The organism is Devosia sp. (genome assembly GCF_017744655.1).
Lineage (GTDB): Bacteria > Pseudomonadota > Alphaproteobacteria > Rhizobiales > Devosiaceae > Devosia.
The window spans coordinates 122,343-139,777 of record NZ_JAGIAW010000009.1 but is presented as its reverse complement, the minus strand read 5'-3'; the positions used below and the strand labels follow the sequence as shown (position 1 = coordinate 139,777).

Below are 17,435 nucleotides of genomic sequence, written 5' to 3'. Positions count from 1 at the left end.
GAAGGGGCCGGATTTCGCCGGCCCCTTTTAGAAAATGTCAGACGATCGACTGATCGGCCAGAACGACGATGGGCGAGCCATTGGGCACGCGCTCATAAAGGTCGACAATGTCCTGGAACAAGAGGCGCACGCAGCCCGAGGACACGGCCTTGCCGATCGAATGCACGTCCATATTGCCGTGCACGCGATAAAGCGTGTCCTTGTTACCCTGGTGAATGTAGAGCGCACGCGGGCCCAAGGCATTGTCGAGCCCTGGCGGCTGGCCGTGGCGGTACTTTTCGATCTCGGGCTGGCGATCGATCATTTCGGACGGCGGCGTCCAGGTTGGCCATTTGCGCTTATAGGCGATATGGGCGCGCCCATTCCATTCAAAGCCCGCGCGACCGATGCCAACGCCGTAACGCATGGCGCGGCCTTCGGGCATGGTCCAGTAGAGGAAGCGATTGGCCGTATCGACCACCACCGTGCCGGGCTTTTCGCCGGTGACATTGTCCACTTCCTGCCGCCAATAGATCGGGTCGAGCAGATGAATGGGCGCTGCGGGGATGGGGAAATCCTCATCCGGCAGAGGACCATACATGGAGAGAACCTCGGGTGGCACGATGCGGCCGGCGGGTTCTGCCGTAGCGACGGCCGAGCGGGTGGAGCCGGTGGTCGAACAGCCGGCAAGGGCGAGTGCGCCGACGCTGGCAAGGCCAGCCAGCACGGCGCGGCGCGACGGGGTCGCGCTCAAAGCGATAGACATGAAATGATCCTTGGCCCCGGAAGGGGCTTTTGAACGAAAGGGGAGAAGGGCGGCTTCGGTTCAGGCCGCTATAGGGGGGCGCAACACCTGGATGCCGGACCAGACGGCAACAGCGTCGCATCCGCGTTCGATCACATCCTCGCCCTCGGGCGCCCGCGGCAATTGGGGCGGCAAGGCGGGGATGGCATGGTGCGAGCCGCAGGGCATGACAATGCCCTCGCCGAGATCGATCTCGCCGCGCTGCACTTTGACCGTGATGCGAATGGGCACGTTTTCCGCATCGACGTGATTGAGCACGACGATCGGGGTCGCCACATAGCGATGCGCATGCGCGGTCGTCACCCCGGCAAGGGTGGCGAAGGCAAAAAGAATCGCGATGGACAAAACGAGACGCTGCATATGCCTAAAGCTGCTGGGGGCCAATTGCGGCGACAAGGGGGCAGTGAGGGCGCTCAGCCGCCATTGCCGGGCGGTTCCCATGCCATAAGCTGCCTACCGTGTGCTTTTAGCCACGCTCGTCCGCGCTCCATGTCTGGCAGGGTGCGCTTCACCGTGGCCCAGAAGGCGTCCGAATGGTTCATTTCGACGAGGTGGGCGACTTCATGGGCGGCGACATAGTCGAGCACGAAGGGCGGGGCGAGAATGAGCCGCCAATTGTAGTTGATCGACCCGGTCGAGGAACACGAGCCCCAGCGGCTCGACTGGCTGCGCAACTTTATGTCCTTGACTGTCACGCCCAGCCTTGCTGCGTGAAAGGCGCTGCGCTCGGAGAGATCAGCCAGGGCCTCGGACTTGAGCCAATCGAAGAGCCGCCGCGGCTGGTGTTCGACCGCGCCGGGCACGCGCAATTCCGGCAGGTCCACGAGGGGTAGGATTTCCACGCGCCCGCGCAAGCTGCCCGTGCCGACGACGAGATGCGGCACGCCGCGCAACGGCACTTCCGTGCCCGCCTCGAGGCGCATCGAGCGCGCCGTGCGCGGCAGCCGGGCGGCCAGCCAATTGCGGTGGCGCAGGAGAAAGGCTTCGGCATCGGCCCAGCGCGAGCGTTCCGGCAGCGTCAGTACCGGTCCCGTAGCCGGCAGCGACAGCCGGAAACTTGCGGCGCGCTTGCTGATTTTGACGGCAATATCCACCGGGCGGCCATCGAGTTCGATGGTCACGCTCTTGGGCGGCTTTGGCGCTTGGCGAAGGAAAGAGAACATGGGCAAGGGAATCGATCTTTTGCCCAGTCTAGAGGTGTTTTCTTCCCCCTGCCAATCGCCTGACCAGATCGGACGGGGCCGACGAACCCAATCGACGCTCAAAATGAGCCACCCCAACGACTTGCGAAAACTACCCCACCAGCACCGGGTTGAGGCAGCGCACGCCATAGACCCGCACATCGGCCTCCCCGATGCCGAGGCCCAGCGTCGTGAGCAGCGTGTTGACGATGGAATCGAGCGGCGCGGCGATCGGGGTAATGGCAGTCTTCAGCGCATTGGCGATGACGTTGAGCGGGGATAGACCGAGGCCCAGCACCGAAATTTCGAGTTTGAGATCGCCCAATAGCGATTGGCCGAGCGAGCTCACGAGCGTCGTGGTCTTGGCGGTCTTGAGACGGGCGGCCCCGATATCGCTCGAGGAGAATTCGAGCATGACGGGCGTGGTCTGGGCCACTTCCACATGCGCCGAGGCGGAAATCTGCAGCAGCAGCGCATCGAGAATGCGCACCGGGGTGACCGGCAGGGCGGCGCCAAAATCGCGCATCTGCGCGTTGGTCACCTTGCCCACCGCAAGTTCGAGCGCTCCGGGCAGCACGGCAATGTGGGCCGTGCCATTGGGATGGTCGCGATCGGGGCAGGTGGCGCCCGCGACACGGGCTTCCGCATGGGCAAGGTCAAGCCAGAGCGGCAGGCGGATGACGGCCCCCTGCAAAACGAGGCCGCCGAGGAATTGCGCATCGATCCGCAGCCGCACCTGCGCCGTGCGGATCACCGTGTCGACGGGGCCGATGGCGAACCAGCCTCCACCCTGCGGCGGTTCACCGATCGAGAGCTCGACCGAGAGTGCGGCAATGCCGGGCAGGTTTCCGCCAAGGCTGAGCCAGATCTGCTTGTCGCCATCGGCGAGCGCGGCGGCGGCGGAGAGAATTTCGAGCGCCGACAGACGGGCATTGAGAACTGAACCGGCGCTGTCGAGGGCCAGCGAGCCATAGCGGCCGAGATCGAAAAGCTTTCCGAGCGGCACGCTATTGCCATTGCCGGCATTGGCCAGCGTCGTCAGCGCGGTCTTTTGTGCGCCGGTGACGAGGCTTGCGAGCGCCGCGGCTATGTCGCCGGCATAGGCCTTGGTGGCAAGCAGCTCGTCGTAGCTGCCGGCTTCAAGGCCCACTTCGAGTGCCAGCGCATTGAGAAAACTCAAGGCGTCTACCCGCACGGACGCAAGGCCATTGTAGTCCGCGACGGAGAGGCTGACCGTCGTGCCCAACAGCGTGCCGAGCAGCGCATTGGCAATGCCACCATTGAGGCTTGCGAGCCGCGACCCCAGCGAAAAGGAGACTTCCGGCGTGACCGTCGCAAGGCCCGTTGCCCCGACCATGGGCGACTGGGTGAAACTCGCGGCGAAATGCAGCGTGCCGGGCCGCTCGAACTGCACTTTGACCGCATTGGCCGGACTGCCATTGGGCACGAAGCGGTCTTCCGGCGCGCGGGTCGCATCAGCGTCGAACCGTCCTACGGTAACGACAAGCCCGGCCTGATCGACAAAACCGGCTTGCGTCAGCACGTCCGCGGCGATTTCTTCGGCGCGTTCGGGGTTGCGCGCGGCGCTGATGGCGGCAAGATCGACGGTGGACTGGATGACGCGCCTTTCGTGGTAAAGCGCGGCCGCGTCCACGGCGATGGCGCCGATCACGCCCGATAGCGAAAAGGCAGTGGCAAACAGCACCGCCATATTGCCGCTGCGGTCACGAAGAAAGGACGAGATCACAGCCCGCCCTGCCTGATCGTTGCGCCATAGACCATATAGCGGCTCGGCATGGGCAAGGGCGGATAGAGGTTCCAGATCGGCAATTCCACCGCGTCATAGCGCAGGGCAACGCGATATTGCGTGGGGTCGCCGGGATCATCGCCAATGGCATAGGTCAGGTATTGGCGGTTGAGCAGCATATAGTCGCCGGCATGGCGATCGAGATAATTGCCGACAAGGCTGTCGCGCTCGGCGCTGTCGAGCCCCGCAATCGAGATCCGCGCGGCATCGGCGGCCAATTGCTGCAGCGAATGGGCGGCACCGAAATAGAGTCCATAGGCCAGCATGCCGCAAAGCATCATGAGATAGACAGGCGCCAGAATGGCGAATTCGACGGCGGCGCCGCCGGACGTGTTGCAAAGCAAGCGTGAACGGTGGCGCATCATTCCTGCCTCCCGGACCGATCATGGTCGCTCCATGCTCTGCCTTTCTCCCTATGGGAGCGGTGAAGGTGTCGCCCCGAACAAATCCGCATCCTGATCGGGCATTTGCTTATGGAAGCGAGGAGGCTATAGGAGGGACAAACCTCCGGAGAGCCCTGTGGCCACCCGCAATTTCCTCTTTGGCCTCGACAATGACGATGTCGCGCTGACCCGGTTTCTCGAAACCACGGCGCGCGTCACCGGCTTTCTCAAGGGGGCTCCGGGAGAAGCGCTGCCCGGGTGGCATGTGCCGGGCGGGGACAATGAGCACTTCCTGCGCGAGCTTTATCGGCGGCTCGAAGCGACCTATCCCGCCGCCGGTCAGCCCTTTTATGCCGTGCGGCTTCTCACCAATCTTTTCTGGCAGCCGGCCTATATCGCCGTTATCGGCACCCATGTTCACGGCGCCTTGCCAAGGCTGTCGAGCGTGAGCCAGCAGGCGAAGGGCATCGATGTCAGCGGTTTTCGCCTGCCCGCCGGACCGCAACAAAAGGCCGATCTCGACACGCTCATTTTCCGCGCCGGGACCGATCTACGCGCCTTTGCCGATGCTCTCCTGGTCGAGATCAGCGCCGTGACCAAACTCAGACGCGTGCCGGCGCTGCGGCTCGTTACTGATCGCATGCTGGGGCTGATGCTGCGCCTGCGCGACTATGTTCCGGGCATGACTATTGAAGAACAGCGCCGCCTCTGCGGCCTTTGGCTTTCGGCCATGGATCTCGTGGGGCAGGGGGATTTGGAGACGCTCGACCTCGCCGATGGCCGCCAGGTGCTGATTTCAGCGCGAAAAGGCTGCTGCCTCGACTATCTGGCTTTTCCCGATGTCTATTGCAGTTCCTGCCCCAAGCAGGACGATAACGTGCGTCTTACTCGCCAGCGAGACGATGCGCTGGCCGAACTCGACGCTTAATCAAAAACTTCGTCGGGATAGACGCCCCAGATTTCTTCCTGGCGCACGTAGCCTGAGAAATTCGCACGCTCGCCCGGCTGCCCGGCCGTAACCGTGCACCAGTCGCCATCGCATTCCGAAATATTGACGCGCACGCCCGGTGCCAGACGGGCGCGAACACCCGATTCGATCGAGCGCGCGGCATACATATCGACTTCACCATTGGCCGCGACCGGCGTGACATAGCCGGCGCGCGCGCCGACGAGCAGGCTCTGGTGCACCCAGCCCTCTTCGCCGTCCATGTCGCGAATTTTGCGCCAGGTGTCGAATTCCTGGACGATTTCGACCGGTACACCGGAAACCGTATAGTTCCAGGCGATGTCATACTTGGTGCCGGGGCCGACGCGCACATTGATGGGATTGGAGCGCGTGGAAACAAAGCGCGGCAGCTTCAGTCCGGAAACCGATTCGGCTTGGGCCCATGCAGCGGGCGCGTCGAGGAAAAGGCTCGCCAGCACCAGCGGCAAAACGGCGAAAAGGCGCGGAAAAAGTATACGGGCACGGCCCGAACCGGCGTGCGAAATGAACATGACTTTGCAGACGGATTGGAATTGCCCTATCACTACGGCATGATCCTTAACGGTCCTTAAAGGATGGCTGCACGCCACCCCTTTGTGATCAGGTCGCAAGGCAAGCATGACATCGAGCAAACCGAAAATTCTGGTGACTCGTCGCCTGCCCGAGACCATCGAAGCGCGCATGGCGACGCTTTTTGAGACCGATGTCAACGAAACCGACCAGACCCTGACCGCCGAGGACATTCTGGCCGGTGTCGAGGGCAAGGACGTGCTGGTTTCCACCATCACCGACCGGATCGATGCCGATCTCATCGCTCGCCTGCCGCAAAGCGTGCGGTTGATTGCCCAGTTCGGTAATGGCGTCGACAATATCGACCTTGAGGCCGCCTGGGCCGCGGGCCTGACCGTCACCAATACGCCGAGCGTGCTCACCGAAGACACGGCCGACATGGCCATGGCGCTGATGCTGGCTCTGCCGCGCCGCCTCGTCGAAGGCACCCAAGTGCTCCTGCGCGACCGGAGCTGGGCCGGTTGGTCGCCCACTTCCATGCTGGGCAGTCGCCTCCGCGGCAAGGCGCTTGGTATCGTCGGCATGGGCCGCATCGGCACCGCGGTGGCGCAACGCGCCCGTGCCTTCGGCCTCAATATTCATTATTTCTCCCGCAATCGCCGCCCACCCGGCGTCGAGGAGCCGCTGGGCGCCACCTATTGGCCGGAACTCGAAGCCATGCTCGAAGCGGTGGATATCGTTTCGCTGCACACCCCGCTGACCCGCGACACCACCAATATCCTCTCGGCCGAGCGGCTCGACCGGATGAAGCCGGGCGCCTATGTGCTCAATGTCAGCCGGCCCGAACTCGTCGACGAAGTGGCATTGATCGAGCGCATCGAATCCGGCCGCCTCGCCGGCGCTGCACTCGATGTTTTCGACAACAGGAAGGGTATCAATCCTCGCCTCCTCGCCCTCGCCGAAACCAATCAGGTGGTCCTTACCGGGCATATGGCTTCGGCCACGCTCGAAGCCCGCATCGAAATGGGCGAGACGGTCATCGTCAATATCCGCACCTTCATGGACGGCCACCAGCCGCCGCACCGGATTCTGCCCGAAAAGCCCCTGCCGCGGAGTGCGCGGGGGTAAATCTTGGCGCTTGCCAGATCACCCCCTCCAATCCTCCCCCATCAAGAGGGAGGATTGGAGGGACGGTGGCTTTGGGTGGATGGTGCCAAACGCTCGATGCGACACCTCCCTCTGAGGGGGTGGGGCAGCGCGCTCGGGTGTTGCATCTTTCCTTCAGCGACAATTCAATCTCGCACTCCACACGCCACCCGCTTGCGCGGAGGAAACTTCCTTTCTAATCGTCGGCTCAGCAGTCGATCTTTGGGGGCTTGGACCGGACTGCACCTGTCTTTGGGCTAAGGAGTGCCCCGTGACGCCATTGAGAACCGCGTTCCTCGTTCTTGTCGCCTTGGGCGCCGCCACCATGCCGGCTGTGGCACAGATTCGCAGCGACCCGCCTCTTGTCGAGGAAAGCGGCAAGCTGGTTCTCGATGCGCTGGGCCATCAATTGTTGTTGCCGCGCCCCGATTGGCTGACGGGCAACGATGCTGCCCTCGGCCGGGTGGAAACCACCTATCGCACCGATGACGGCCAGGCCCTGCTTGAAATCTATCCCAAGGGCGAGAGCGAAGCGCTCTGGACCACTCTTTACGGCGCGCGCATCAGCCGCGACGAGAACGAGCGGACCTTGGCCGACTATCGCGCTGCCCTCATGGTGCTACACGCCAATAGCTGCAAGCCGGAAGTCACCGGCTTCTTCCAGCTCGGTCAGGACAATGGCGACAATGACCTGGCCCCGCTCGGCTTCGTCTGCGGCGCCTATGCCGATCGCTACACGACCTTTGCCGGGCTCGGCGAAGTGATGGTCGCAAGCTTCCAGCGCTCCGATACGGGCGTCGCCATCATCTACCAGGAATGGCGCGGCAAGAGCTTTAGCCCCGGCGATCCCAAGACCTGGCCGGTCGAGACCGGTGTCGTCGAGGCCCGCGCCAAAGAGCTCAAGGCGGCAGCCGCGCTCAGCAAGGCGGATTGACGAAAAGGCCCCAAGGGCCTAAGCCGCTTGCCCATGAAAAAAGACAACAAGCCCCTGGGCCCGAGCCAGCGCATGCTGCGCGTGGGCGAATTGGTGCGCCACGCGTTGGCGGATATTTTTGCGCGTGGTGACATCGAGGACGAAGCGCTCGTCGGCTCGGTCGTGACCGTGCCCGAAGTGCGCATGACGCCCGACCTGAAACTGGCCAATGCCTATGTGATGCCGCTCGGCGGCGTGCATGCCGAAGAGATCGTCGCTGCGCTCAACCGGCACTCGAAATTCATCCGCGGCCGCGTCGCGCCCAAGATCAACATGAAGTATGCGCCCGATATCCGCTTCTTCGTCGATGACACGTTTGAGGAAGCCGGTCGCATCGACGAATTGCTGCGCTCCGATCGCGTCAAGCGCGACCTCGAAGACGACGGCGGCGACGAAGAATAGCCGTGACCGAACAGAAGAAATCGAAAAAGCGCCCCATCTCCGGCTGGGTTGTGCTCAACAAGCCTTATGACTTCACCTCCACCCAGGCGGTTGGCAAGGTGCGCTGGCTGTTTTCCGCGGCCAAGGCCGGCCATGCCGGCACGCTTGACCCCTTAGCGACAGGCATCCTTCCCATCGCGCTGGGCGAAGCCACCAAGGCCGTGCCGCAGGTGCAGGACGGCACGAAGGTCTATCGCTTCTCGATCGTCTGGGGCAGCGCCACCACGACCGATGACCGCGAAGGCGAAGTGGTCGCAACGTCCGACGTGCGCCCCGACCGCGCCGCGCTCGATGCCGTGCTGCCGCAATTCACCGGCCTCATCATGCAGCGCCCGCCGATCTATTCGGCGCTCAAGATCGACGGCGAACGCGCCTATGATCTCGCCCGTGCCGGCGAAACGGTGGAACTGGAACCGCGTCCTATCGAAGTCGATGAGCTAATCGTCGTCGAACACGGCACCGAACAAAGCGTGCTTGAGGTCACCTGCGGCAAGGGCACCTACGTGCGCTCGCTCGCTCGCGATATCGCCGAAGTGTTGGGAACGCGCGGCCATGTCGGTAGCCTCCATCGTGCGGCGGTAGGTCCGTTCTCGGACGAGGACGCCGTAACGCTCGAAGAACTGGAAGCCGCCGAAGCCGGCGAAACGCGTGACGCTCTCCTGGCTCCGACCTCGGCCGGTCTCGTCGACCTACCCGAAATCCGCCTCGATGCCGGCCAGGCCAGCGCCGTCGGCAATGGCAATCCGGTACTTCTGACTGGTGCTGCGGCTCCGGCCCAGCTCGAAGAATGCTGGGTCAGCTTCAAGGGCAAGGTACTGGCCACCGGCTCAGTCGAATACGGCCAGTTCAAGCCGCGGCGGGTTTTTCACTGAAGCATGCGCCTGCTCACTCTCCGCGCGAAATGCGGATGCGTTTGGGCGCGTCCTTTTCCGTAACCTCGAGCCATTGCACATCGGTATCGGCTGCTTTGGTATCGAGCAGTCTGTCGAGGTCGAGGCCATGGTCCGAAAGTTGCCGGCGCGCTTCGGCTGGCAGCAGGCCCGCAAAAAACCGCAACGGCCCCAGAGGCAATGTCAGCGCCTCTTGCTTCACGCCATCGGCATATTTCTCGATATGGATCTTCATTTTGTCTGCTCCATGTTGCCGGGTGGAAGTGAAGTCTCGTCGAGCTGACCAAGCGCCTGGCTCAGCCGCTGCGTCAGCGCGCCGGGCTCGCGGACGCCAAGGGCGCGCTCGATAAGGATGAAGGTCGCCTTGAGACGGGCGGCATATTCCTCGCCCGACCAGTTGAACCGCCCCCCGCCGAGAAGCGCCGCCTGACCGGCGAGAATGAACTGGATGGTCGAGAGCGGATCGTCGAGCGCGAAGGCCCCCTCTTTCCGTCCGTCTTCGACGATATCGGCCAGAACCGGCCCGATGCGACGCACGAGCGAGACATTGACCCGCTCATGCAGCACGTGGTTCTCCGGCCGGTTGAGCGCCTCGACCAGATAGTCTTCCGAGCGGTCGACGAGCTTCAAGGCACACACGGCGGCGGCAAAGCGGTCGAGCCCATTGCCCGGGCGCCGACCCGCGGTTTCGGCCGAGCGCCCCATCTGATCGACCAGCTTGGTCGCCAGTTTTTCGACCAGATCCTCGCGTGTGCGGAAATAGAGATAGAAGGTGCCTTTGGCGATGCCGGCGGCTGCCGCGATCTCTTCGATGGAGACATGGGCAATGCCCCTGTCGCGAAACAACCGGGCGGCACTTTCGGCAATAATGCTCGATTTGTCGTCCACCCTGGTTCGCGCCATGCTGCTGCCCTTCAATTAATGACTATCAGTCATTAATTAGGATCGAGCGCCCCTGCGCGTCAAGAGGTTCGGACGCGGGAATGAAAAAGGCCGCCTCAGGGGCGGCCTCTATCGGTTTCGATCTGTGCCTTAAACCAGCGCGTCTACATCCTTAGCGACCGGAATAGCCGGCTGGGCGCCCGGATTGAGGCACGCAAGGCTCCCCGCCACAGCCGCACGGCGCATGGCCTGCTCCAGCGTCATCCCGGCGTCGAGGCTCGCAGCGAGATAGCCGCAGAACGTATCGCCTGCACCAACCGTATCCACCGGCGTCACCTTATAGGCCGGCACGGCAAACTTGCCCTCGAGCGAGACCGCCCGTGCCCCATCGGGGCCAAGGGTAACCACAATCGTGCGCCCGGTCTTTTTCACCCACTCATCCATGGCCGCATCGAGTTCTTCGATGCCACGCCCCGAGAGCAGCGCAAATTCGGTTTCATTGGCGACAACGATATCGGCGAGCGGCGCCAGGTCCGGCGTGTCAGCCAGAAACGGCGCGGTGTTGAGCACACTACGCGCGCCCTTCGCCCTCGCAATATCGAGGGCCCGCCGCGTCGCCGCCTGCGGGATTTCCTGCTGCAGCAGGATCGTGTCCTTGGCCGTGAGATTGCCCAGCGTCCGGTCGGCATCGTCGGGGCTCATCGTGCCATTGGCGCCCGGCAGGATGGCAATGACGTTCTCGCCCTCGGCGTCGACAAAGATCATGGCGATACCCGTCGCCGCATGCGCTTTTCGCATTTGGCTGAGGTCCACGCCGCCGTCCTGCAACAGTTTTAGCGCCATATCGGCAAAGGCATCGTCGCCCACGGCCGACACATGGCGCACATTGGCCCCGGCACGGCGTGCCGCGAGTGCCTGGTTGGCGCCCTTGCCGCCCGGCGCCATGGAAAAGGTGCCGCCCGCAACGGTTTCGCCCGGTTCGGGCAGACGCGAAACAGTGCCGACCTGATCGAGATTACTAGAGCCGAAAACAACGATCACTTGAGGACCTTTTCTATGGTGTTCCAGTTGCGCATGGTGTCGAGCACGCCTTTGCCGAGCTTGGCATAAAGCGGCTTCAGCACCTCCTCCACGCCTTCCGTATAGCGCCCATTGGGCTGGCGATAGCCGGCAATGTAGATTTCCTTGGCATCCACGCGGACGATTTCGGTATGGCCCGGCTTGTCATCGATCACCACACCCTTGGGCAGCGGCTCATCGAACATCAGCACATGCCTGGTTACATCGGCTTTGGGATCGATCCGGTCGAAAGGATGCTCGGCGAGCATTTCCTTGATCTCGTCTTCCGTGCGCAGTACCACGCCAACCTTGAAGCCAAACTGTTGCTCGATGGTTTTTTCGAGGAGCACCTTGCTCTCGGCCGGCCCGGCCTTGCTCTGAAACCGCACATTGCCGCTGGCGAGAATAGTCTTCACGTCCGAAAACCCCGCCTCTTCGAGACAGGTTTTCAGCTCGGCCATTTTCATCTGGCGCTTGCCGAGATTAATGCCGCGCAGGAAAGCGACGTCCAAAGCCATGTCCCGCCCCTCCATAAGCGCAAACACCCGCCGCCCGATGTAGCACCGGGCGGCGGGCGATTGAAGGGCTCAGGAAGCGGCGGGCGCCAGTTCCTCGGGACTATCGTCGCGTTGCACGAACATGGTTTCGAGCAGTGACAGCAAGACAATGCCGGCCAGCATGATACCGACGGTGATCGACACGCGCTGCACCACGACTTCAAAGGCCGAATTGGTGCCGTAGATGGACGAGAGCACCACCACCAGCGCCACCGAGCAGACATACTGGTAATATTGCGGCCGCGCCGGTCCCGTCGTCATCCGGTCGATCAGCACATAGGTGATGGTGGCGAGCAGCAGCAGCAAGACGATGAACTGCGGCACGAGATTATAGACGAAGAGCGCCACGATACCGACGATCGCGCCAATGATCGTACCCCCGCCGCGATCCGCCACCTGCTCGATCCGGCCGCCATGGTCGGGCTCGGCGCAGATGAAGACCATCATGATCGGCGCGACAAGCAGGCTGATATTGTTTGTCGCATAGGTGGCGATCAGCACCGCGAGATAGACCGCGACGCGAATGCCCAGTTCCACGGCCGGATTGCGCGACACATGCGGCTTGGGTTGCTCCACATGCACCCGTTTGGTCTTCGGCGGAAACAGCAGGTTGGTGACGACGGCGGCGACGCCCACCATCAGCCCGCCCGAAACCATGCTGTCGCGAATGGCGACCAGCGCATATTCGTTGTAGAGCGCCGAAATTGACATCATCGCCGGAAACACGGTCAGCATCATGCCGGCACGCGAGCCGCGGAACAGCATGATGCCGATGCCCGCCGCCGCCAGCACCACATTCATGATGATGAAGAGCATAGGCTCGTTGACCGTCACTGCCGCCAGCCACGAGAAGATCACGGCAATGATCGGCAGCATGACCGGGCCGGCAAAGGTGCGCGGCGTCAGGGCGCCGCGCTGGCCGGAGAGCAGGCTCATGCCGATGGCAATGGGCAGCATGGGCTGGGTCATGCCCAGCGGCTCGGCCAGCGCGAACAGGAGGGCGACACCCAGCATGGTGCGGAGGGCGAGGTAGGGGTCCTCGTTCGCGTCGACGCGCGGCAGCGTTTCCATTTTAGTTGAAGCCCGACATCACACTCGAAAAGCCGAGCATGGTCCGCGCGATAGCCGGCACCACGCCGCCTTCATCGGGCAGGATCAGCGCCGCCGCTTCCGAGCCGATACGCACATTGGCCGGCAGCGCGGCGGGATCGTCGATGCTCACGCGCACGGGAATCTTGCGGGCCGGCGGGAACCAGCGCGTATCCGTGGAAGACTGGGCGAGCCCGCCATTGGAGGTACGGCCACTCGAAATGCCCCAGGCGATGGAATCGACCGTCGCTTCGAACTGCCGACCGGGCGCCGCTTCAAAAACCACCACGGCCTTGTCGCCCGGCTGCACATTGACCAATTGGTTCTCGCGGAAATCGACGATGACGCTGCTGCGATCGCCCGAAATGAAGGTCATCACAGGCGAACCGGCAGCGACAAACTGGCCCTGGGTCAGCAGCAGATTAGAAACGTGTCCATCGGTCGGCGCGACCACGGTGGTGCTTTCGAGCGCAAAGCGCGCCTTTTCGAGCCCGGCCTGGGCGGCGCGGAAATTGGGATTGGTATCGTCAAGCGCGCCGGCCGACGTGGTCACCCTCGTAAGCTCGGCCTGAGCCGCAGCGACATTGAGTTCGGCCGTCTGAAAATTGCCCTCGGCCTGCGTCTTCTGCGCATCCGTGACAAGGCCACGATCATACATCTGCCGCGTACGCTCGACGGCGTCCTTGGCTGTCACCAGCGCCACTTCAGCCTGGCTGAGCTTGGCCTGAGTCGCCGGGATCGCCGCGCTGGCCGAGGAAATATTGGTCGAGGTCAGGTCGAGCTGCGCTTCGGCCTGCGCAACGTCCATGCGGAAGGTGGTCTCGTCGATACGGAACAGCGGATCGCCGGCCTTGACGCTCGAATTGTCCGAAACCAGCACTTCGGCGACAGGGCCCGCGACGCGCGGACCGATCTGGGTCACATTGCCCATGACGGAACCGCCCGAGGCAAACGGCGCATTGTGGTCCGACAGCGGATACCAGGCGATGGCGCCGCCAAGCACGACGAAAAGCCCGAGGCCCACCATGCGCGCCTTCTTGCGGCTGCGCGAGGGCTTTGCTGGTTCTTCGGCGATTTCGGCGACCGTGACAGTTTCCGCCTCGGCCGGCACGGACGGAACAATGCTGGGCCGGGTTTCGGCGCGAGCGGCGTTGGCGGCTTGAATGTCGCCTTCGGTCATAGGAGAAAGCTTGGCCATTTCGGTTTCTTCGATTGCTTGATGTTGGAAGCTATCTAGTCCCGAAAAAATACCTTTGCAAGAAAGTATCTTTGCAAAATAGCAAAAATCAGCTAAAGGAGGGAGCATGCAAGACCGGATCGAACCCTTGGTACGTGAACTGACCGACGAAATGAGCCGAGGCTACCGCGCCTTTTCCGCGGCAGCAGGCGTCAACATGTCCGACATGATGGCCATTCGCTTCATCAGGGATCAGGACGGCCATGCGACGCCGACGATGCTTGGCCGGCACCTCGGCATGACTTCGGGCGCCACGGCGATTCTTATCAACCGGCTGGAAAAAGACGGCTATGTGCTGCGCGAGCAGCATCCCAATGACCGCCGCGCAACTCTTCTGCGCGTCGGCCCCGGCGCTGAGGAAATGGCGCTGCCGCTCTCCCGCAGCGCCCAGCGCCTGCGCGAAACCGTCCTGGCGGATTATTCGCGCGCCGATGTGGAAGTCATCGAACGCTTTCTGTCCGACATCGTGGTGGCCCTGAAGGCGCGGAATGCGTCTTTGGAAGAAGATCTGGCGGCCAAGGGCAAAAACGCCTGACCGCCGCAGTCACCCCCTCCCGGCCTCCCCCATCAAGGGGAGGTGAAGAGTTTGTGGGTTGGGCGAGATAGTGCCGCAAATTGGATGCAGCACCTCCCCCTCGATGGGGGAGGCCGGGAGGGGGTGATCGACACCCACCGACCTAAGACTGCGGATAGATCGTCTCACCCCGCGCCAGCATGTCCACCATGCTCGCGATCTTCTTCTTCCGGCCAGCCTCGGTCTTGAGATTGTGCACGCGAAAGGTCAGCGCGAAACGGTTCTGCGCTGTCAGCCTGTCATAGGTTTTCTGCGCATCCGCATTGGCCGCGATCGCTGCAAGCAGCGCCTCGGGAGGCTCCATTGTGGTCTTGTACGCCGCGTCCCAGCGACCATCGCCCTTGGCGAGATCGACCTGGGCCTGGCCGTGTTTCGTCATCAGCCCTGCCTCGGTCAGCCGCGCGACATTGTCGCGATTGATCTGGCTCCACACCGATTTCGGGCGCCGCGGGCAATAGCGCTGCACAAAGCTCTCGTCATCCCAGCCCTTGCGGATGCCATCGATCCAGCCCCAGCACAAAATGGCGTCGATCGCCTCCACCGGCGTGATCGTCGCTTTGCCAGAACCCTTCTTGAAGATGCGGATCCACACCTCTGGCGCCGAGTCGTGGTTCTGCTTGAGCCAATCGTAAAACGACCGGAAATCGGGAAACTCGCGCAACGCCTCGGGCGGAACGGCGACGGGCGGCATGGTGCTACTCGGCCGTTTCCGTCGGCTGGGGCAAGAACCCCGCCAGCTTGGCGTCAAGCTTTTCGCTCTCGGGCAGGGTCAGGCCCAGCTCTTCGGTGAGAACAGCGCGAATCTCTTCAACCGATGTCAGCGTGCGCTTCTGCGCCTCTTCGCCGGTCGGCTGCACGGTGAACTGGTCATTGTGCACCTTGAGCCGCTTCCCGCTCGGGGAGAGCGAGGCGCGCAGCTGCATCGTGAAGGGCGAGGCGGGATTGCTCGAGAGATCGCGATTGATATCCCAAAGCTCGACTTCCGGGGCTTCGTCCGTCGTGAACACATAGACCCCGCGCCACTCTTCGCCGATTTTGACTTCGAGCGTCCACTCGGGTTCGCCGCCGGTCAGGCGGAAGGTTTCATGCGGCGTTGTCTGTTCCGCGCCGGCGCGCAGGCGCAGCGGTGCCGTCAGGCTCAACCCGCCAAAGCCGACATCGGCGATGTAATTGGCGCCCTTGATGTCGATGAGCAGCAGCATATGGCTCGGCGGCGCGGTAACGGCTTCTGGATTGGTCCAGATCACCCGCGCCAGTAGCGGCCGCACTTCATAGTCGAGGTCGCGCAGGATGCGCATGAACAGGAAATTGTGCTCGAAACAGAAGCCGCCGCGCTTGTCTGTAAGCAGCTTTTTCTCAAGGCTCTGCTGATCGAGCATCACCTGCTCGCCGATCAGCGGCGCGACATTTTCGAAGGGTATGACAGCCGGATGCAGGGCATGTAGCTGTTCGAGAGTCTGGATTGTGGGAGCAATCGAACCGGCAAAGCCGATTCGCTCGAAATAGGCATTGAGATTGACCTTTTCGGGCATCGACCACCTTTGTCGCTGTTTCCTGGGCCCCACTATATGGGGAAAGCAGGGGCTTTTGTCACGGGGTGCACGACGGAGCAGCCACACCCACGGCGTCATTCCCGCGAAAGCGGGAATCTCGTTAGTGCAAAGAAGGGATTCCCGCTTTCGCGGGAATGACACCGTTCACTTTGATATTGTGTGGCGGCAAACGCCTCAGACCGGCGCCTTGCGGACGCGGATGACCACGTCGACGTGAGCCACTTCCATGCCCTTGGGGGGCTGGGGCAGGGCCTTGAATTCGACCGAAGAGGCCGGGATATCGATCATCCGCTGCTCGTCTTCCACAAAGAAATGGTGGTGGTCCGAGGTATCGGTATCGAAGTAGGAGCGCGAGGCATCGATCGCCACTTCGCGGAGGAGCCCCGCTTCATGGAACTGGTGCAGCGTATTGTAGATCGTCGCCAGCGAAACGTTCACATCGGCGGCATTGGCCTCCGAATGCAACTGCTCGGCGCTGACATGGCGATGCGGGCCGCCAAATAGCAGTTCGGCCAGCGCAACGCGCTGCCGCGTCGGCCGCAATCCGGCCATACGCAACACTGCCGTCAGGCAGGGCGTGTGGGACGCGGGACGGTCGGCAAGGTCAAAATCGGTCATTGGGCCAGTGCTACTCGTCTCATTGGTCCAGAAAATATGGCTCTAGTTATAGTGGCGGCAGGGGTTTGAAACAAGTCGCTGAACTGTCACAGCCGGAGTGCCGTTTAGCGCCTTGTTCCTTGGGCTGTCTTGACCCCTTTTCCGCTCCTCTATACGAGACAAGGCTTGAGCTTAGCGGGGATGGTAATGGCGGACCGGCAACACGCATTTGGTTTTGAAGAGCTTTTGGCGCACGGCCGGGGTGAATTGCCCGGGCAGATGGACGCGCGCCTGCCCGCGCCCCCTATGCTGATGTTTGATCGTATTACTCATATCGACGAAACCGGCGGCGATTACGGCAAGGGCCTTGTGCGCGCCGAGCTCGATGTGAACCCCGATCTGTGGTTCTTCAAATGCCACTTCATCGACGATCCCGTCATGCCCGGCTGCCTCGGCCTCGATGCCGTCTGGCAGATGACCGGTTTCTTCCTCGGCTGGATCGGCCAGCCCGGCAAGGGTCGCGCGCTTGGCGGCGAAATCAAGTTCACCGGCCAGGTGACCAATGACGTCAAGCTTGTGGAATACGGCATCGACATCAAGCGCGTCATGCGCTCGCGCCTGACCCTTGGCATTGCCGATGGCTGGGTCAAGGCTGACGGGAAATTGATCTACGAAGCCAAGGATCTGCGCGTTGGTCTCTTCACCGATGCACAGCTCCACGAGCAGAAGACCGCCTGATCGGCCTTAATGCCGTACTGAACTGCAACTATATAGGTGAAGCGCCCGG

22 protein-coding genes are annotated in these 17,435 nt (G+C 62.6%); 7 read left to right on the top strand and 15 right to left on the bottom strand.

The genetic code is table 11. The features are described 5' to 3' along the window. Positions 1-37 precede the first annotated feature (37 nt). From J7557_RS17015 to J7557_RS16995, 5 genes are all read right to left on the bottom strand, one after another. Positions 38-745: a L,D-transpeptidase gene (locus tag J7557_RS17015; RefSeq protein ID WP_291421238.1), complete on the bottom strand. Its 708-nt coding sequence runs from the start codon at positions 743-745 to the stop codon at positions 38-40. Between the two features lie 60 nt (positions 746-805). Beyond that, positions 806-1,144 (bottom strand): hypothetical protein, encoded by a 339-nt coding sequence (locus tag J7557_RS17010; protein ID WP_291421237.1) that lies wholly within the window; start codon positions 1,142-1,144, stop codon positions 806-808. 53 nt (positions 1,145-1,197) lie between these two features. Further along, entirely contained in the window at positions 1,198-1,947 is a 750-nt protein-coding gene (locus J7557_RS17005; RefSeq protein ID WP_291421236.1) for a M48 family metallopeptidase, read from the bottom strand. 130 nt (positions 1,948-2,077) lie between these two features. Then, on the bottom strand, positions 2,078-3,712 hold the full coding sequence (locus J7557_RS17000) for a TadG family pilus assembly protein (protein ID WP_291421235.1): 1,635 nt from the start codon (positions 3,710-3,712) through the stop codon (positions 2,078-2,080). Beyond that, entirely contained in the window at positions 3,709-4,137 is a 429-nt protein-coding gene (locus J7557_RS16995) for a TadE family protein (protein ID WP_291421234.1), read from the bottom strand. Before J7557_RS16995 ends, J7557_RS17000 begins: the two co-directional genes overlap by 4 nt. A gap of 154 nt (positions 4,138-4,291) precedes the next feature. Here J7557_RS16995 and J7557_RS16990 point away from each other — a divergent pair, with 154 nt between their 5' ends. Further along, on the top strand, positions 4,292-5,083 hold the full coding sequence (locus J7557_RS16990; RefSeq protein ID WP_291421233.1) for a hypothetical protein: 792 nt from the start codon (positions 4,292-4,294) through the stop codon (positions 5,081-5,083). On the opposite strand, the gene J7557_RS16985 is transcribed toward J7557_RS16990, so the two are convergent. After that, positions 5,080-5,652 (bottom strand): SH3 domain-containing protein, encoded by a 573-nt coding sequence (locus J7557_RS16985; RefSeq protein ID WP_291421232.1) that lies wholly within the window; start codon positions 5,650-5,652, stop codon positions 5,080-5,082. The two genes, J7557_RS16990 and J7557_RS16985, sit on opposite strands and share 4 nt — an antisense overlap. Positions 5,653-5,758: 106 nt before the next feature. Between J7557_RS16985 and J7557_RS16980 the strand changes: the two genes are divergently transcribed. From J7557_RS16980 to truB, 4 genes are all read left to right on the top strand, one after another. Further along, the gene (locus tag J7557_RS16980; protein ID WP_291421231.1) at positions 5,759-6,778 is read left to right on the top strand and encodes a D-glycerate dehydrogenase; all 1,020 of its coding nucleotides are present in this window, start codon (positions 5,759-5,761) and stop codon (positions 6,776-6,778) included. A 289-nt stretch (positions 6,779-7,067) separates the two neighbouring features. Continuing rightward, complete coding sequence (locus tag J7557_RS16975) at positions 7,068-7,730, top strand: hypothetical protein (protein ID WP_291421230.1); 663 nt, start codon at positions 7,068-7,070, stop codon at positions 7,728-7,730. A 33-nt stretch (positions 7,731-7,763) separates the two neighbouring features. Then, positions 7,764-8,171 carry a 30S ribosome-binding factor RbfA gene (rbfA, locus tag J7557_RS16970; protein ID WP_035079861.1) on the top strand — a complete coding sequence of 136 codons (408 nt, stop codon included), beginning with the start codon at positions 7,764-7,766 and terminating at the stop codon, positions 8,169-8,171. A 2-nt stretch (positions 8,172-8,173) separates the two neighbouring features. Next, on the top strand, positions 8,174-9,082 hold the full coding sequence (truB, locus tag J7557_RS16965) for a tRNA pseudouridine(55) synthase TruB (protein ID WP_291421229.1): 909 nt from the start codon (positions 8,174-8,176) through the stop codon (positions 9,080-9,082). A gap of 13 nt (positions 9,083-9,095) precedes the next feature. Here truB and J7557_RS16960 read toward each other — a convergent pair whose 3' ends face one another. The 6 genes from J7557_RS16960 to J7557_RS16935 form a co-directional block, all read right to left on the bottom strand. After that, the gene (locus J7557_RS16960) at positions 9,096-9,335 is read right to left on the bottom strand and encodes a hypothetical protein (RefSeq protein WP_291421228.1); all 240 of its coding nucleotides are present in this window, start codon (positions 9,333-9,335) and stop codon (positions 9,096-9,098) included. Further along, the gene (locus J7557_RS16955) at positions 9,332-10,003 is read right to left on the bottom strand and encodes a TetR/AcrR family transcriptional regulator (RefSeq protein WP_291421227.1); all 672 of its coding nucleotides are present in this window, start codon (positions 10,001-10,003) and stop codon (positions 9,332-9,334) included. The genes J7557_RS16960 and J7557_RS16955 overlap by 4 nt, the downstream gene beginning before the upstream one ends. Positions 10,004-10,132: 129 nt before the next feature. Further along, positions 10,133-11,023 (bottom strand): ribokinase, encoded by an 891-nt coding sequence (locus tag J7557_RS16950; RefSeq protein WP_291421226.1) that lies wholly within the window; start codon positions 11,021-11,023, stop codon positions 10,133-10,135. After that, on the bottom strand, positions 11,020-11,559 hold the full coding sequence (locus J7557_RS16945) for a DUF1697 domain-containing protein (protein WP_291421225.1): 540 nt from the start codon (positions 11,557-11,559) through the stop codon (positions 11,020-11,022). The genes J7557_RS16950 and J7557_RS16945 overlap by 4 nt, the downstream gene beginning before the upstream one ends. 69 nt (positions 11,560-11,628) lie before the next feature. Continuing rightward, positions 11,629-12,669, bottom strand: a complete 1,041-nt coding sequence (locus J7557_RS16940) for an FUSC family protein (RefSeq protein WP_291421224.1) — start codon at positions 12,667-12,669, stop codon at positions 11,629-11,631. Position 12,670: 1 nt separating this feature from the next. Beyond that, positions 12,671-13,885 carry an HlyD family secretion protein gene (locus J7557_RS16935; protein ID WP_291421223.1) on the bottom strand — a complete coding sequence of 405 codons (1,215 nt, stop codon included), beginning with the start codon at positions 13,883-13,885 and terminating at the stop codon, positions 12,671-12,673. A 106-nt stretch (positions 13,886-13,991) separates the two neighbouring features. Between J7557_RS16935 and J7557_RS16930 the strand changes: the two genes are divergently transcribed. After that, the gene (locus tag J7557_RS16930; RefSeq protein WP_291421222.1) at positions 13,992-14,459 is read left to right on the top strand and encodes a MarR family transcriptional regulator; all 468 of its coding nucleotides are present in this window, start codon (positions 13,992-13,994) and stop codon (positions 14,457-14,459) included. Positions 14,460-14,601: 142 nt separating this feature from the next. Here J7557_RS16930 and J7557_RS16925 read toward each other — a convergent pair whose 3' ends face one another. From J7557_RS16925 to irrA, 3 genes are all read right to left on the bottom strand, one after another. Further along, the gene (locus J7557_RS16925) at positions 14,602-15,189 is read right to left on the bottom strand and encodes a YdeI family protein (protein ID WP_291421221.1); all 588 of its coding nucleotides are present in this window, start codon (positions 15,187-15,189) and stop codon (positions 14,602-14,604) included. 4 nt (positions 15,190-15,193) lie between these two features. After that, the gene (locus J7557_RS16920; RefSeq protein WP_291421220.1) at positions 15,194-16,030 is read right to left on the bottom strand and encodes an arylamine N-acetyltransferase; all 837 of its coding nucleotides are present in this window, start codon (positions 16,028-16,030) and stop codon (positions 15,194-15,196) included. A 195-nt stretch (positions 16,031-16,225) separates the two neighbouring features. After that, positions 16,226-16,669: an iron response transcriptional regulator IrrA gene (irrA, locus tag J7557_RS16915; RefSeq protein WP_035079848.1), complete on the bottom strand. Its 444-nt coding sequence runs from the start codon at positions 16,667-16,669 to the stop codon at positions 16,226-16,228. Positions 16,670-16,855: 186 nt separating this feature from the next. On the opposite strand from irrA, the gene fabA reads away from it, so the two are divergent. Then, positions 16,856-17,386, top strand: a complete 531-nt coding sequence (fabA, locus tag J7557_RS16910) for a 3-hydroxyacyl-[acyl-carrier-protein] dehydratase FabA (protein ID WP_291421219.1) — start codon at positions 16,856-16,858, stop codon at positions 17,384-17,386. Positions 17,387-17,435 lie beyond the last annotated feature (49 nt).